8 protein-coding genes are annotated in these 16814 nt (G+C 37.6%); 5 read left to right on the top strand and 3 right to left on the bottom strand.

Going from position 1 to position 16814, the window contains the following annotated elements; translation table 11 throughout:
* Positions 1-1046: 1046 nt before the first annotated feature.
* Positions 1047-2504 carry an NAD(P)/FAD-dependent oxidoreductase gene (locus ASJ81_RS01185; protein ID WP_095642872.1) on the bottom strand — a complete coding sequence of 486 codons (1458 nt, stop codon included), beginning with the start codon at positions 2502-2504 and terminating at the stop codon, positions 1047-1049.
* A 694-nt stretch (positions 2505-3198) separates the two neighbouring features.
* Here ASJ81_RS01185 and ASJ81_RS01190 point away from each other — a divergent pair.
* The 5 genes from ASJ81_RS01190 to ASJ81_RS01210 all read left to right on the top strand — a co-directional run bounded on the left by ASJ81_RS01190 (position 3199) and on the right by ASJ81_RS01210 (position 10513).
* On the top strand, positions 3199-6051 hold the full coding sequence (locus ASJ81_RS01190; protein ID WP_095642873.1) for a NosD domain-containing protein: 2853 nt from the start codon (positions 3199-3201) through the stop codon (positions 6049-6051).
* Between the two features lie 680 nt (positions 6052-6731).
* Complete coding sequence (locus tag ASJ81_RS01195; RefSeq protein WP_095642874.1) at positions 6732-6917, top strand: hypothetical protein; 186 nt, start codon at positions 6732-6734, stop codon at positions 6915-6917.
* A 132-nt stretch (positions 6918-7049) separates the two neighbouring features.
* Positions 7050-8093 carry a right-handed parallel beta-helix repeat-containing protein gene (locus ASJ81_RS01200; RefSeq protein ID WP_141241554.1) on the top strand — a complete coding sequence of 348 codons (1044 nt, stop codon included), beginning with the start codon at positions 7050-7052 and terminating at the stop codon, positions 8091-8093.
* Between the two features lie 179 nt (positions 8094-8272).
* Entirely contained in the window at positions 8273-9349 is a 1077-nt protein-coding gene (locus tag ASJ81_RS23495) for a PKD domain-containing protein (RefSeq protein WP_095642876.1), read from the top strand.
* A 216-nt stretch (positions 9350-9565) separates the two neighbouring features.
* Positions 9566-10513, top strand: coding sequence for a PKD domain-containing protein (locus tag ASJ81_RS01210; protein WP_141241555.1), 948 nt, complete (start codon positions 9566-9568; stop codon positions 10511-10513).
* A 654-nt stretch (positions 10514-11167) separates the two neighbouring features.
* On the opposite strand, the gene ASJ81_RS01215 is transcribed toward ASJ81_RS01210, so the two are convergent.
* Both ASJ81_RS01215 and ASJ81_RS01220 read right to left on the bottom strand, forming a co-directional pair.
* Positions 11168-13906: a DEAD/DEAH box helicase gene (locus tag ASJ81_RS01215; RefSeq protein WP_095642878.1), complete on the bottom strand. Its 2739-nt coding sequence runs from the start codon at positions 13904-13906 to the stop codon at positions 11168-11170.
* A 186-nt stretch (positions 13907-14092) separates the two neighbouring features.
* Positions 14093-16000 carry a DUF2207 domain-containing protein gene (locus ASJ81_RS01220; RefSeq protein ID WP_095642879.1) on the bottom strand — a complete coding sequence of 636 codons (1908 nt, stop codon included), beginning with the start codon at positions 15998-16000 and terminating at the stop codon, positions 14093-14095.
* Between the last annotated feature and the right edge of the window lie 814 nt (positions 16001-16814).

Genomic DNA, 16814 nt, shown 5'->3' on the forward strand with positions numbered 1-16814 from the left:
ATAATAATAGATTCAAGATTATATAAAACTAAGTCAATGATTTAGGGACACGACCTTAAATCTAAAAGGCATTAAACATCAATGTCGAATGTTCGAGATACTTTTTGTAATTTTTAGGTTCTTTAGGAAGCGCCGATATATACAGATTAATCATCCGGTTTCTCTGTGCTTTTTTAATATAACTGAACTTCATTTGTATTCGGTTAAGGATTTTGAGCTGCTGATCTCGATTTCGACGGAAAAACTCAAACCCAAATGTTTAGTGTTTAAATTGAAATCGATATCAGATTCCAGTTTTGCATTTGATGAATAATTTAACAAATTTTATGAAAATCAATGCAATTGATAACGATTTTTCCTTAACCGATGACCAATGAACTGAACTTATATAATCGTTTTCTATTAGTTTTTACTTTAATACAATAGTTATAGAATGAATTTGAAAATAAACCTAAGAAAAAAAATCTCAAAAATAAATTTGAAGTGATATTTTTACATTAATATCGTTTTAAGCCGTCTGGACTTATAGGATGTCCATTATGCTGGTAACATAATCGTTAAATCAATGGACTAAAGTTTACTATTTTCACTAACATTATATCAGTAAAATAACATTATACACTAAAAATATTATATAAGATAAGCTCATGGTATAACTTGCGTTCCCATCTATCTAAACAAAACTCTACTAGCAACATCTACTCCACAAAAATCTGCAGTATACAAGTGAAGGGATTAAAATTCAGATCCAGTAACGAATTTCATTCCAAACCTCTTTTCAGACTAAGAAGCTAGAATTTTAATGTCTACCAATAAATCCGGGCTTTCAGGTGGGAACGCAATCTTCCTTTAGATAAAGTGTTCTCTCCGTTTTTTCTTTCACTTATCACCACTTTTTTCTGTTTATCAGCTTATTCCTCTCTTTTTTCTTTAATTTCAAACTATTCTTCTTTTTTTCCGTTAATTCCAGTTTATTCCTTTCTTTTTTCTTTAATTTCAGTTATTTTTTCGCTTCTACTCATTTTTAGCTTATTTTATTGCCCCGGTCACTCTCTTGATTCTGCTTTTGCTTCTTTCTCCTCTTTGACCATTTTCATTATTCCTTCAGCTGCCAAAATTCCGGTAGCAGCGGCGTTGACTATGTCCCTTGAGAGCCCTGCTCCGTCTCCGGCTGCAAAGAGGTTTTTGATGCTGGTTTCCATTTGCCTGTCGACTTTGAGGTGCATTGCATAAAACTTGACTTCAGGGGCATACAGAAGGGTCGAGTCTGAGGTGACACCTGGAATTATCTCGTTTAAGATCTCAAGACCTTCGATTATATCCATAACTATCCTGTGGGGGAGAGCCATCGAAATATCACCCGGAGTGACGTCTTTGAGCGTATTTACAACAAGGTTTTTTGCAAGACGTTCTTTTGTAGAGCGTCGTCCTCTTCTCAGGTCGCCCATGCGCTGAAGAACTGGCTTTCCTCCCCCTATCGTGGTTGCAAGTTTTGCGATTGAACGAGCATATTTTGTAGTATTTTCAATTGGCTCGGTAAGCTCGATTCGGACAAGAAAAGCGAAATTTGTGTTTTCAGATTCCGCGTTTGCCAGGGAGTGGCCGTTAGTTGCGATAAAGCCCTCATACTCCTCCTTTACGACGAATCCGCGCATATTTGTACAGAAAGTCCGGACAAAGTCATCGTAACGGCGAGTCTGGATATGGAACTTAGGATCGCGGTTGATTTTCGTCACAGGGTCCATAACAATTGCAGGAACTTCCACCCTTACTCCGATGTCAATTCCTCCATATCTGGCTTCGATGTCGTGTTTTTCAATCATCTCCGAAACCCAGTTGCAGCCCCGCCTTCCGGGTGACAAAAGCACATAACTGGCTCGGAGTTCTTGCCCGTCGGAAAGTATAATGCCCCTGCAGGTCTCTTCTTCAATCAGCAGATCTTTTACCTCGGTCTCAAGCAGAAAGTTCACTCCTTTGTTAACAAGATTCTGTTTGAAGCGGCCTATAACTGCAGGGGCATTATCCGAACCTATGTGCCGCTGCTTTATCTCTATAAACCGAGCTCCCACCGAGGCCGCCCTGCGTTTAAGCTCCTCTATTTCCGGGCCTTCTGTCAGCAGAGCTCCCTGGGGGGCTCCAAACTTCAAAAAAACCTCATCCACTCTTTCTACAAGCTGCCAGGCTTCCGTCTGGTCGCCTGTCAGACTTGCCAGGTCTCCTCCAACATCAGGCCGCAGGTTTAAGGTTCCGTCCGAAAAAGTACCACAACCCCCTACTCCGCACATAATATCGCAGGGTGTGCAGTGCATGCAGTACGTCTGAGTTTTCATAGGACACAGGCGCTCATCTATATCCCTGCCCATATCTACAATAAGAATTTTCAACGGCTTTAACTCCGCAAGTTCGTAAGCTGCAAACATTCCAGCAGGCCCTGCCCCTACAACTATTATATCATAGTCTAAATTTCTCTCCCCTTCCTTCGAAAATCTGTTTTCATCATCCATGCGTAGCACCCCTTACGATTTATTTGAACATTTAAATAATTCAAAGTTTCCAGTCTCAAGAATTTCTTTTTTCAGAAATCTTAGTTTCACTAATTGAAATTTCTAGAAGTTGTGGGCAATTTAAAACAAAATTTGTTCAAAGTCTCTTCTTTAAAATCCCAAAGCCTGAATGAGGCTCATATGCGAGTTCTAAATTATTTTTCACCTGATCCTTACGTTGCAAATGCACTTTCACATTCAAAGTTATGTTAAGTTCTTTTATATTTTTTAGACATGCCCGATCATAGAAAAACGGAAAATTCAAGCTATGAAAGACAAACAAAAGCCTGTAAGATAGGTAATCTTTGCAAGCAGTTTTTTTCCTCTGGAAATTCTTCCCCTATAATATAATAAAGTATGAAATGTCGTATAAAAAACTTCCATTTAGCCTGAATCTAGCTTGAAATACCGTACCTCTGGATCAAGTATTATGCTAAATATTTTAAGAACTTGAACATGTTAAAATAAGAAACTTGAGAATTAATTGCCTTTAAATCGCAAATAATTCTCTAACCTGCTTTATTTTTACTGAGAAAGCACAAAAGATTATATAATGCCTGAAATAAGTTCTTTTAATGCTTAGATCATATATCCTTTTTTGAGGACTTTAGATCTTATTAATGTGATATTTCTGGTTTAACGGGGGAAGTTACAGATGTGGGTGAATAAACTAATCGTTTTTTTATTAGTTGCTGTTTTTCTTATAACTTCGGTTCAAAATTCTGCATTTGCCAGGGAAATTGTGGTAGATGCTAATAATTCAAGTGCAGATTTCCGATCGATTCAGGAAGCAGTAAGCAATTCGTCCTCAGGAGATGTAATTTTTGTTTATTCAGGCTTTTATAACGAAAGCGTAGATATTGGGGTACAGAACATAAGTATCCTTTCCGATTCTGAAAATCCTAATGATACTATTATTCGAGCACTTAAACTTAGTGCAAACAATATCACCGTAAGTGGACTTAGCATACGAGAAAATTTAGTTTTGAAAGGTCGTCCCACGGATGAGGTCTCGCATGGTAAAATTGAAAATTGTACTGTTAAAAATAACATTTTGGAATCAGGTGTTTATGCTGACCAATGTTACAACTCCACTATTGAAAAAAATGTAGTTTTAAATTCAGGTATCAGCATAGAAGGTCCTTGGGCAGATTCTAATTTTACAATCTCTGACAATCTAATTGTTAACGGAGGAATTGGTATTTCTCATGGATCCGATAATTGCGTTTTGTTTAATAACACACTTCTGAACGGGGGTATAGGGGTAGTTGAAGGTGGTAGCTACAAAATCCTCGGCAATTATATTTCAAATAGTCCAGAATCTGGAATCTTCCTTAGTGAAGCTTCTTCTGATATAGAAAACAATACAATTGTAAATTGTAGTAACGGCATATATATAACTCGGTTCACGGGATCTAACATAGTTTACAATAATACTCTGATGTCTAATGACAAAGGAATTTATGTTGGGGACTCAGGAGGCAACTTATTTTCAAATAACAAAATTTTGAGAAACAACATTGGAATATTGGTGGGTGGTTTTACCATGGAACAGGCAGGAGTTAATTCACTCCTAAATAACACGATTTCAAACAACAATATCGGAATATCGTTAGAAGATGATTCTTCCGGTAATCTGGTAAGCAATAACAGGGTGGAACTAAACAAGCAATACGGAATATATATCAACCAAGTTAGTGAATCTCCATACAATGGAACTAATCGGTTCTACAATAATATATTCAATAACACAATCAATTTCTTTAATGACACAGGCAACTATACAGGCAACTATTATATTGCAAAGGCAACAAACATTAGCGCTGGAAAAATTTCTGTTGCTTTGAATACCACAAAAACCTCAGGCACCAATATCATAGATGGCTCTTACCTTGGTGGAAATTTCTGGGCAAAGCCAGATAGAACCGGATTCTCTCAAACCTGTAATGACTGGAACAGAGATGGGATTGGTGACTCTGTCTATACTGCCAGTGCGTATGACGTTGATTCTCTTCCTCTTGTCTCTAGATCCAAAGATCAACAGCCGGTATTTCCTGTTGCAAATTTCAGTGTCAACGTAACTGCTGGTTATGTACCTCTTTCTATCCAGTTTACAGACTTTTCGCAAAATGCAACATCCAGAATATGGGATTTCGATAATGACGGAGTTACTGATTCTACAGATAAAACACCGGTTTATGTATACCCGATATCCGGTACCTATACTGTTAATTTGACAGTAAGCAATGCAAACGGTACTTCATCAAGACTATATCCCGTAACAGCATCCAATCGGCCTCAATACAATCTCACGGAGACTCAGATCACTACAAATAAATCAAATCAGACAATGCCTGTCATTTACGGAGATAAAATAATATTTTTAGATGACCGCAATGGGTGGAGACATTACGATATTTACATGTACGATCTCTTTACTTCCAAGGAAACTCAAATTACTACCAATAGTTTATATTATGATCCTAATACAAAGCTTGCAATCTATGGTGACAGGATAGTATGGGCAGATTATCGTAATGAAAAAAAGGATCTCTATATGTACAATCTATCCACTAACAAAGAGATTCAAATCACCAATAGCGGAAAGGCAGGAAATCCTGCTATTTACGGAGATAGGATAGTATATACAGATATACGAGATATACGCAGTGGAAACGCTGATATTTACATGTATGATCTTTCTACTTCCAGGGAAACCCAAGTTACCACAAATGAATCACGGCAGGAATATCCTGCAATCTACAAGGATAGAATAGTTTGGCAGGATTATCGTAACGGCAATGATACACGGAGTAAAACTGACATCTACATGTATAATCTCTCTACGTCTGCAGAAACTCGAGTCACTACCAGTGGCTTGGCATCGAATCCTAAAATCTATGGTGACAGGCTAGTTTACATGAACGGTAGCCAGATTTATATGTACGATCTCTTTACATCTAAAGAGACCAAAATCACCGCCTATGAATCAATTCAATTTAGTCCTACCATTTATGGTGAGAGGATAGTATGGGAAGATTATCGCAATAGAAATAACGATGTTTATATGTATAATCTCTCTACTCACACGGAAACTCAGATTACCTCAAATAAATCAGGGCAGTCAAGCCCTGCAATCTATGGTGACAAAATAGTTTGGATGGATTCGCGTAAATATACAGATGTTTTTCCCTACGCAAACTTAGATATTTACATATGTAATATTTCGGAAATAGACCCTTTACTAAAAACACCTGTTGCTGACTTCTTTGCTAATATAACATCAGGAAATGCACCCTTAAAAGTATTATTTACTGACAACAGTACAGGTTCACCGAATTTCTGGCACTGGGATTTCGGAGACAGCATTAAGTCAAAACGCGCTTTAAACGCCACGCATACCTTTACTGAACCAGGAGAGTACGATGTAAGTCTTACAGTAACGAATGAAAATGGTAGCAACACCAGAATCATGCCAAAGTATATTACAGTCTCCAAAAATAAATGAGTATATCTTAAATTGAAAAATCAGTTACTCCTTATTAATTAGTTAACATTTTAATTTGCCTGTAGCGTGGCAAGTTATTTAATGTCCGTTTCTTTTTCTTAATTTCAGTTTCTTGTGCAGGTGTTTTTTCTTGACTTTATATTTTCCTTATCTCTTGTTAATTATCTATCCTACATTCCGCAGATGTACACAGATGTAGAATTTATTTGCCGATTTGCCATATTATCTCATCAAATCCGATTTTAAGTTTTTAGCTTATTGTCGTATTGAGATAATAAGTGGCATTTTTGTGTACATCTGCGGAAAGTGGGATCTATGATTCCTGCAAAGTTAAGGTATGTGCAGTAAACTCTCGTTTGATTGTAGGCGTTTTAATCTCTTTGAGAACACTATTCTTTCTTTGAGATTCAAAATTTCCATCTTGCTTGAAATCTTAATGTATTTTATCTGTATCAAGTCCAAGATTAAAGCATTTAAGAAATTAAACATATTAGAACATGAATCTAAGAATTTATAGTCTTTTTAATAGCAGATAGTTTTCTAACATGCCGCATTTTTATCAAGAAGGCAAAAAGGATTATATAATGCCAAAAATAAGTTCTATTAGTTCTTAAATTATGTATCTTGAGATGTCTCAGATATTATTAGTGTGATTTTCTGGTTTAACGGGGGAATTACAGGTGTGGGTAAATAAATTAACCGTTTTTTTAGCGGTTGCTGTTTTTCTTATGATTGAAGTTTATAACCCTGCATCCGCCAGGGAGATTATAGTACCTACATTCGGCAGCAAGCACATTCTAACACTTAAATATTTTTCATCATTAGTTTTTGTAGTTTTAGTTAAAAATCAGTATCATGAGGACTAAATATCTATTCTGATTTGTCGTTTCTCTCCTTTTGTTACAAATATATATTAATAATGTTATGGTTAACATTTAGTAATTTTTAATTTAAATTTAATTTAAATAGTTCTGAAAAAAACGATATCAATAGAAAAATTGAATGGATTTTTATGTCGACCTGCCGAAAGCAGGATAGTAGATAATAGTGGTTCAGATGCAGATTTCCGATCAATTCAGGAAGCAGTAAACAATTCGTCCTCAGGAGATACAGTGACCGTCATGCCTGGGTCATATAACGAAAGTATAGTTGTTAACGTCACCTCGCTGACTATCAGGTCGGAATCGAAAAACCCTGAGGTACTGGTAAAATCTCCAGAAGAAAACAAAAGCATTTTCCTTATAACAGCCAATAACGTAACTCTGAGCGACTTCAATATAACCGGAGCTAAAGGAAATTATACTTACTATCCATCTGGGATTTGCCTTAAGAATACTAGAAACTGCAAAATTACAGGTAATACTCTATTTGAAAACTGTTTGGGAGTTTACCTTGTTAATGCCGATCAGAACACAATTTCAGAAAACCTCCTTTTCAACAGTTCGATCTATCTAAATGAAAACAGTAACGTGAATAATCTGAGAGACAATACGCTTGAAGAAGGATCCATTTCTCTGTCATATTCCAGTTATAACACAATCTCAGAAAACTCTCTCTTCAATGGTTCTATTTCTATGGGCGAAAGCAGCAGGAATAACCTAACAGACAACAATATTGAAAAAGGCTCCATTTTTCTGGGAGTATGGTGCTCGCTTAACCTGATATCTAAAAATGAGATCTCAGACGGCTGGGGTATAAGCATTGCCTGTTGCGGGGGAGGAGATGAAATATCTGATAATATAATTTTAAATAGTTCTTACGGGGTCAGTACATATGATCACGGCATAGATGTCATTAATAATAGCATTATAGATTGTTACTGTGGGATAGATATTTCTCAGTCGCCTTCCAGAATTCATAACAATACGCTCCTGAACTGCAGCACTGGAATTACTGTGATGGACTCTAGTACTGATATATTAAACAATATAATAATCTCCAGTGCGGAATGCGGGCTTTCTATTCCAGACCGGGAGTTTGATGAACGAATCTATAATCCTACATTCGGCAGCAAGCACATTCCAACATCTAAATATTCTTAATTGTTATTTTTTGTAGGTTAAGTTAAAAAACAGCATCTTGCGGATTATCTATCTAGCATGATTTGTCTTTTATCTCATATATTATAAATATATATTAATTATGTTATGGTTAACATTTAGTAATTTTTGATTTAAATTAAATATCAAAAGTTCTAAAAAAAACGATATCAATAGAAAAATTGAATGGATTTTTATGTCGACCTGCCGAAAGCAGGTATAATAACTACTTTAACAACACTATAAACGTAAGGCTGGGAAATCATAGTGAGTATACCTGGAATAGTTCACGTGTTTCAGGTACTAATATTGTAGGCGGGTCCTATTTGGGCGGCAATTACTGGGCAAATCCGAATGGAACCGGTTTTTCCGAGACATGTACGGATTCAAATGGAGATTGGATTTGCGATTCTCCCTATAATGTCAATAAAAGCGATTTCGATTTTCTTCCTCTCGCATCTATATCTAGAATGCAGAATCTACCTGTTGCAAACTTCAGTACCAATACCACACAGGGGCTTGCCCCACTAGCTGTCCAGTTTACAGATTTATCACAACATGCAATTGCATGGAACTGGGATTTTGACAATGACTGGATCTCAGACTCTACGGAAAAAGATCCGGTTTATGAATACATAATTCCAGGAAATTATACTGTTAATCTGACAGTAAGCAATGCAAACGGTAAGGCCTCAAAAACTAAGAAAATCATTGTGCATGAGGCTGAAGTTCTTTCTACAGCAAATTTCAATGTTAATATTACTAGCGGCCAGGCTCCCCTTTCTGTCCTTTTTACCGATCTTTCGCAAAATGTGGGAAAAAGAACATGGGATTTTAACAATGATGGCATTATTGATTCCATAAACAAAACATCGGTTTATAAATATGAGTTTCCGGGAACTTATATTGTCAACCTGACTGTGAGCAATTCAAAAGGATCTTTTTCAAAATTATTTTCAATAACGACATCTCCTGTACGACGTGTAGATGGAGAGTATGTCCTTACTGAATATAAGATCACATACAAAATAGGTCATCAGCTCGCTATTTATGGGGACAGGATAGTGTGGACAGACAGTCGCAACGGAAATTCTGATATCTACATGTACGATCTCTCTACTCACAATGAGACTCAAATTACTACCCGCGAATCATATGACTTTTCTCCTGATATCTATGGTGACAGAATTGTGTGGAATGATTATCGTAATGGGAATGGAGATATTTACATGTATCCTGCTTTCGGCAGGTCGACATAAAAATCCATTCAATTTTTCTATTGATATCGTTTTTTTCAGAACTATTTAAATTAAATTTAAATTAAAAATTACTAAATGTTAACCATAACATTATTAATATATATTTGTAACAAAAGGAGAGAAACGACAAATCAGAATAGATATTTAGTCCTCATGATACTGATTTTTAACTAAAACTACAAAAACTAATGATGAAGAATATTTAAGTGTTAGAATGTGCTTGCTGCCGAATGTAGGATGTATAATCTTTCCACTAAGAAGGAGACTCCGATCACTACTAACGGATCAGCCTCGAATCCTAAAATATATGAAAATAGGATCATCTGGAAAGATTACCGTAATGGCGATATTCAAAATTTCTCAAATTCCGATATTTTCGTGTACGATATCTCTACTCAGAATGAAACTCAAATTACCAGTAATATATCAGATGGTTTAACTCCTGATATATATGGAGACAAGATAGTGTGGTGTGCTAATCGCCATGAGTCTGAAAACTCAGATATTTACATCTACGATCTTTCCACTTCCAGTGAAACTCAGATTAATGGCAATGAATCAATAAAGGGAGGACTTGCTATCTTCGGAGACAAAATCGTATGGGCAGAGTATCACGATGAAAAAAGTATAATCTATATGTACAACCTCTCAACTTCTAAGAAAACTCAGATCGCTACTTCCTCCAATCAACCATATTCTTTTGCCATCTATGAGGATAAAGTTGTGTGGGCAGAGTCTCATAATAGTCTAGTTATCTATATGTACGACTTTTCCACGCAGAAGAAAATTCAGATAACCACCAATGGATCATCACCTCTAGAGCCTGTCATCTATGGAGACAAGATCGTATGGATTGGTGGTCGTAATGGAAACTCCGGTATCTATATGTGCGTTGTTTCGAAAGAGGGGCAAGAACCACTAAAACCTGTTGCAGATTTCTCTGCAGTCCCTACTTATGGAATGGCCCCGTTAAAAGTATTGTTTACCGACAATAGCACAGGTGGACCGACTTCCTGGATCTGGGACTTTGGGGATGGTATTAATTCAAAACATGCTTTGAATGCAACTCATACATTTACTGAACCTGGAAAATATAATATAAGCCTTATAGTGATGAATCCTACATTCGGCAGCAAGCACATTCCAACATCTAAATATTCTTAATTGTTATTTTTTGTAGGTTAAGTTAAAAAACAGCATCTTGCGGATTATCTATCTAGCATGATTTGTCTTTTATCTCATATATTATAAATATATATTAATTATGTTATGGTTAACATTTAGTAATTTTTGATTTAAATTAAATATCAAAAGTTCTAAAAAAAACGATATCAATAGAAAAATTGAATGGATTTTTATGTCGACCTGCCGAAAGCAGGATGAATGAAAATGGCAGTAATACTAAACTCATACCTGAGTACATCACAGTCTTCAAAAAATAAGGAATATATTCAAAAAATAATGAATATCTTCAAAAGAGAACTGATTATCTGGAAAATAAATAGAGACGAAATATAACTGGCTACAGAATTTACTCGAATAAGGCGAAAGAGTTTGTTGAAACCTACATTCCGCAGATGTACACAGATGTAGAATTTATTTGCCGATTTGCCATATTATCTCATCAAATCCGATTTTAAGTTTTTAGCTTATTGCCGTATTGAGATAATAAGTGGCATTTTTGTGTACATCTGCGGAAAGTGGGTTGAAAGGTTTTGTCTTGTCAGATTCAATTGATATCTCCTATTACCCTTTCGCCTTCAATTTCTGGCTTTTTCCGTTATTTCAGTATAAAAGTAATTGTTCTGTTTCCTTTTTTCAGTTCACTTTCCTGATAATTAGTTTCTTCACAAATTTTTTATTATTTTTTTCGTTATTGGCTTCATATCCTTCGTTTTCTGAAACTTCAATCCAGAGCCAAAAGTTATAATCATTACCTGCTCCAAGGTCTCTGATGCAGATTTCAAGAGGTTTCTCTCTTGTAGGCTCTTTTTTTCCTCGAAATTTTTGGTGAAAAGTTTTTGCGGCAGCTTTTTCGGGAGCAGGGGCAGAGATTACTCCTATCATTCCTCCGCTTCCGTCCGTGGCAATAAAGGTTTTTTCTTTTTTCTCCTGCGCTGCCGGAGTTTCCTGTTTTATGGTTTCCCTCCTGAGCTGGCGCCTGACTCTGCTTAGAGCATCTTCCGTGTTCTTTTTTTCGGGAGCTGGTCTGGAAGCTCTAACTTCGGAGAGATGCTTTTCTTTTCTCTCAGGCGGAATATAAGGAGCTTTTCCAAGGAGTTCGTGCAGGAGCATAATTGCAGCATGTTTATCCAGGGGTTCGTTATTGTTACCGCACTTTGGGGACTGAATACAGCTTGGACAGCCGCTTTCGCATGGGCAGCTCTCGATTGCTTTTAAAGTGCCATCCAGCACCTCTTCTATAAGGTCGTAACCTTTTTCAGCATACCCAACTCCTCCCCGATGCCCGTCATAAATGAATATCCCGCTTTTGCCTCCGAGGTCAGGGTGAGACGGTGTGGAAATTCCGCCTACATCGCTCCTGTCCACAAGCAGGTGAAGAGGATACATTGAAATCATCGCGTGTTCGATTGCATGGATCCCACCTGCAAAACCCAGCTTGTGTTCTGTTACCAGTTCCTGCAGCCTGTCCGGAAGCTTAAGCCATAGAGCCATTGTCTGAAGGCTTACAGGAGGCATCTCAAGGGAGTGAGCGCTCATTACATCATTGCTCTGGGCCTGGATTTTCCTGTACCCTATAATCCTGTCCGTTACCTCAACTTCCCCAAGCCCGACTTCGACTTCCGATGCATGCAAAATCGGTTTTACCGCATAGGTTTCCTGCACAAGCACGGACGAGTCGATCATGGGTTTCGTATAATAGGTATCATGCGTTTTTATGGCATGGATTTCTTTCTTTTCATGGTCGATCCTGTTTATGTGATATGATCCCCCCCTGTGTATATAAACCGCCCCTGGATGGCACTCCCTGAATGTGAGGGTTTCCTCAATGTCTTTTTCTATAGGGAAGCGCTTTTCCCCCTCAAAAGCAAGGAGAGAGTAAGTATTATTATCGATTCCCCGAAGCGAAACGTGTTTGTACGGAAACGGGTCCGTAGAATACTTCAGGTCGTCACCTGCAAGCAGGCCCTCGGCTTCCAGAAGTTCCACAACTCTCGGATACCCTTTACCGAAGAAATTCTCATCGGACGCCTGCAGAGGAATCTCTTTTGCGGCACAGAGCAGGTGCCCTGAAAGGATATACGGGTTTTTGGGATTGAGCACAGCATTTTCACTGCTTCTTGCAAAAAAGTCGGCAGGATTTCTCATATAATACTGGTCAAGGGCATTTGTGCCTGCAACAAGGATAACAAGACTTTCTTTTCCACTCCTGCCTGCCCTGCCTGCCTGCTGTCTGGTACTCATTACCGTTCCTGGGTAACCATCCAGAATACAGGCATCGAGCCCTCCTATATCTATCCCCAGTTCGAGAGCATTTGTAGAAATAACCCCTCTAAGTTCCCCTGAATTCATTTTCTTTTCGATTTCTTCTCTTTCCCTGTCAAAATAGCCGCTCCTGTACGAGCAGATTGCAGGAGGGCTATCTCTGCTTCTCAATATCTCCTTGCAACTCTTATACATCCTCTCAACTCCCTGCCTGGATCGGGTAAAGGCCAATGTCTGAAAGCCTGCCTGCACAGCCTTAGAAAAAAGCGAGGAAGCTTCGGAAAAACTGCTTCTCCTTAGTGTACAACCCTTATTATTCAGATAAAGTGGTGGATTCCAGAAAACGAATTGCTGGCTGCCCTGTAAAGAACCGTTGTTCTCAATAACCGAAGCTTTTCTCCCGATAAGAGTTTCAGTATGGTCGTCCGGGTTTCCGATCGTTGCGGAACAGCAGATGAACTGTGGAGAGGCTCCATAGTACTCAGCCACGCGCAAAAGACGCCTGAGCAGGTTTGCCATGTTACTGCCTATAACTCCCCTGTAGTAATGGCTTTCATCAACGACTATGAACCTGAGGTTTGAGAAAAAGCGCTTCCAGAGATGATGCCAGGCAAGAAAACTCATGTGAATCATTTCAGGATTTGTTAAAACTACATTAGTTTGCCCTTCTCTTACCTTCCTTTTCTCGGCCTCTGAAAGGGCGCCTGTGTAACGAGCTATACCTGCACCTGATTTCAGTGCCTTTTCTAATTCCAGAAAAGACTTTAACTGGTCATTTACAAGTGCATTTAAAGGAGATATATAAAGGGCAGTTGCTTCGGGTTCATTGAGAATAGTTTCAAAAACAGGAACCATGTAAGTAAGGGACTTTCCGCTTGCTGTAGTCGTGCAGAGTACGATATCCTTTCCTTCCCGAATTTTTTCTATAGCTTCTGCCTGGTGCACATACAGATCTTCGATTCCTATGCCTGAAAGAGCTGCTTTTACCTGCTGTTCAAGGGGAAGAGGAGAACACAGAGCTTCCCTTGCAGGAATTTTTTCATTATGAACGATCTGGTTTTCATAGCGGCTGGAAGCTTTTATCTGATTTAAAAAGTGAGTAATGTCCATTTTTCGGCACCGTTTTATCTTATCCGGGAAATGTTATTTTTATAGTATTTTTCTTTTTTGTTTCCGTGTTTTCAGTTGTTTCTGTGTTTTCAGTTGTTTCTATGTTTTCAGTTGTTTCTATGTTTTCAGTTGTTTCCGTGTTTTCGGTTGTTTCTGTGTTTTCAGTTGTTTCTGTGTTTTCAGCTATTAGCTGCTACCGGTATTATCGTCTTCTCGATTTATATCTCCAGAATAGGATAAAGTGGAAACATTTCCAGAACTATACTCAGATCGGTTATAGTTGGAACTTATGGGATAGAAGTTGCTCTCTCTTAACTGTTCTGACGGAACGATCAGAGACATGTTTTGAAGCAATTCCTTTGCAATTCCTAGGGATATAGCATACACCAGATAAGAGTCCCAGGTCTCTATTGATTCAGGAGGGTGTTCTTTAAGAGCAGAAAGGTCTGTAATATATTTTTTGAAATTATCCCATTGCTTGTAGTAAAGGCTTCCTTCGGGGGTCCAGCGCCCAAATATTGTTATGAACATGCCTGAGCACCTTATCATAGCGAACCCGAAAATCCCGATTAAACTGGTCAGTACATTTATTTTTGAAGCCAGAGGAAAAGCCTTTGAAGGGAAAAATCCTGAAATCAGAATATAATAAGTAATTGAAGCTATTAGAATGGTGCGGGCAAACCAGTATATGTATATATTTCCTGTAAATTGAAAATATTTATCAAATGTAGTGTGTACTTGAACTTTTCTATTCCAGGAAGTTAGGAATTTATAGAAATTCTTTCCGCTTTGTAATTCCGTCTCAAGTTTCTTCCAGGAGATTTTTCTTTCAGGAGCATGAGTTTTTAACAGATAAAGTACATCTTTTTCAAAATCTTCCAGCTCGGATAATTTTCCTTCCGCATCTGAATCCGCATCTGAATATATTTCATTGTTAACAAGTTCAACCATAAAATCTCTGAATCCGGATTCTGATGTATAGGGCGATTCCGAGTCCGATTTATAGGGTAAGTCTGACTCTGATCTATGGGATGAGTTTAATTCTGGGGTATAGATTGAGCCTATCTCTTCAGGTTTCAAATTTCGCAAAGAGATATAGCCGCGGTTAACAAGGTCCATAATCGTGGCAGTAAATCCGTCTATTGTGGGAGTACCCTTATTTCCCATTATAATGGCATTCACTAATACAGGTTTGGAATTCTCAGGCACTTTTATTTCAGAAACGTTATCATAAACGATTTTTTGTTCTCTTCCATATCTATAGTATATAAGTAAAGGAAATACAAGAACAAATAGTGCAAACAGAAAAGTCTTCCTGTAAAGGCTATTTAAAATCGAATTTTTCTGTTGGTATACATTTTCAGTAGCTACTATTTTTTCAAGTCCTCTAACCTCATCTACCTTGACAGAACCGAAACCTGAGGATGCAATCCTTGGAAAAACCACTCGGATTTCATACCATTGAGTAGATGGTATTTCTCTTGTCCTTAAACTAATGATATTGTTTCCCATATTCGCTTCCTGTGTATAAGCAACCGGATGAGTCCAGTATCGGATTTCGCTTTCGTTTTTCACCGGAAGAATAACATTCCCTTTAAAGCTCTTAAGAGGTTTCTCCCATTCGCCTCCCCACAGCTTATAACTTAATTCGGAGACATCCTCGTGAACTTTAACTGCACCATAATAATCGTAAGAAATAAAAAGTGTCAATTTTTTCGGAGTGGAATCTGGAAGCTCGCCTATTAGTCTGTACCCTTCTGAAATCGGTTCAATTTTGAGTTTACATGCTTTGTCCGAACAGCGTCCCCTTACATTTCGAATAGATTCTCCAGGCAACGCTTTGAGTTCCCTGTGAATATCAGCATAATCACCATCAAATGCGTATGAAATCGATTCTTCAACATGGACTACCCCGCTGGCATTAACAGTTATATCTGTCTTAGCTCCTTCCAGTGAGTATTTTGCACTGGCTAAAGACACCAGGCATAGAGTAAGCAGCAAAAGGAGAATTATTTTCGATAAAATTGTTTTCAATAGCGCAGAATTAAGACTCACTCCTCTGGCAGCTTCACAAGAAGCATCTAAAAACTCCAATCAAATTTCCCCCAACCCTATATTATTTCCTGAGAATTATATTATCCAGAATATTATTAATATTTGGGTCTAAATCGACTCTAAGATTCTTACATTTTAGAAAGTAGAAGAAAGTAAAAAGGAATGAAAAAAGTAGAAGAAAGTAAAAAGGAATGAAAAAAGTAGAAGAAAGTAAAAAGGAATGAAAAAAGTAGAAGAAAGTAGAAGAAAGTAAAAAGGAATGAAAAAAGTAAAAAGAAGTAAAAAAAGTGGAAAGAAGTAAAAAAGTGGAAAGAAGTAAAAAAGTGGAAAGAAGTAAAAAAAAGTGGAACGAAGTAGAAAGAAGTAGAAGAAAGCAGAAGAAAGTATAAAAAAAGGTCAGATATAAGTCAGGATAAGTGCCTTTTATAAAGTGTTCATTCTTTTTACAAGGCACATCGAAATGTAGTTCATCAAACTATAGTCTATTGAATTAATCCAGATAAAAAGATAAAGATTAAGTTTCATTTTATGGCTTCTATCCTGGTCTGCATGAACTTCCTCTGCTCATGTCCGTAAACTAAGAAATGCTGAGTCCTACATCTCTCGTAGCCGGAAGTGTCTCTTATCAGATAAAAACAAACCTTCTCATTAGTTTTGAGACTCGCGCTTTCGTTAGAGGCCATTTCATCATGTATGAGGTCAATTTACTCTTTGTCTGAAGTCCTTGTTTTTGAGGCCTTTTTTTTGAGATCCTGTACTTTTCGATCTTCCGCTTCAGTTTCATCTGACTCGAATTCTTCAGCCTCAAATTCCTCAGCCTCAAATTCCTCAGCCTCAAATTCCTCAGCCTCAA

Source organism: Methanosarcina spelaei (assembly GCF_002287235.1).
Lineage (GTDB): Archaea > Halobacteriota > Methanosarcinia > Methanosarcinales > Methanosarcinaceae > Methanosarcina > Methanosarcina spelaei.

Coding starts and splice junctions, on each gene's coding strand:
- ASJ81_RS01185 (WP_095642872.1), bottom strand. CDS start 2,504: ATGGATGATGAAAACAGATTTTCGAAGGAAGGGGAGAGAAATTTAGAC.
- ASJ81_RS01190 (WP_095642873.1), top strand. CDS start 3,199: ATGTGGGTGAATAAACTAATCGTTTTTTTATTAGTTGCTGTTTTTCTT.
- ASJ81_RS01215 (WP_095642878.1), bottom strand. CDS start 13,906: ATGGACATTACTCACTTTTTAAATCAGATAAAAGCTTCCAGCCGCTAT.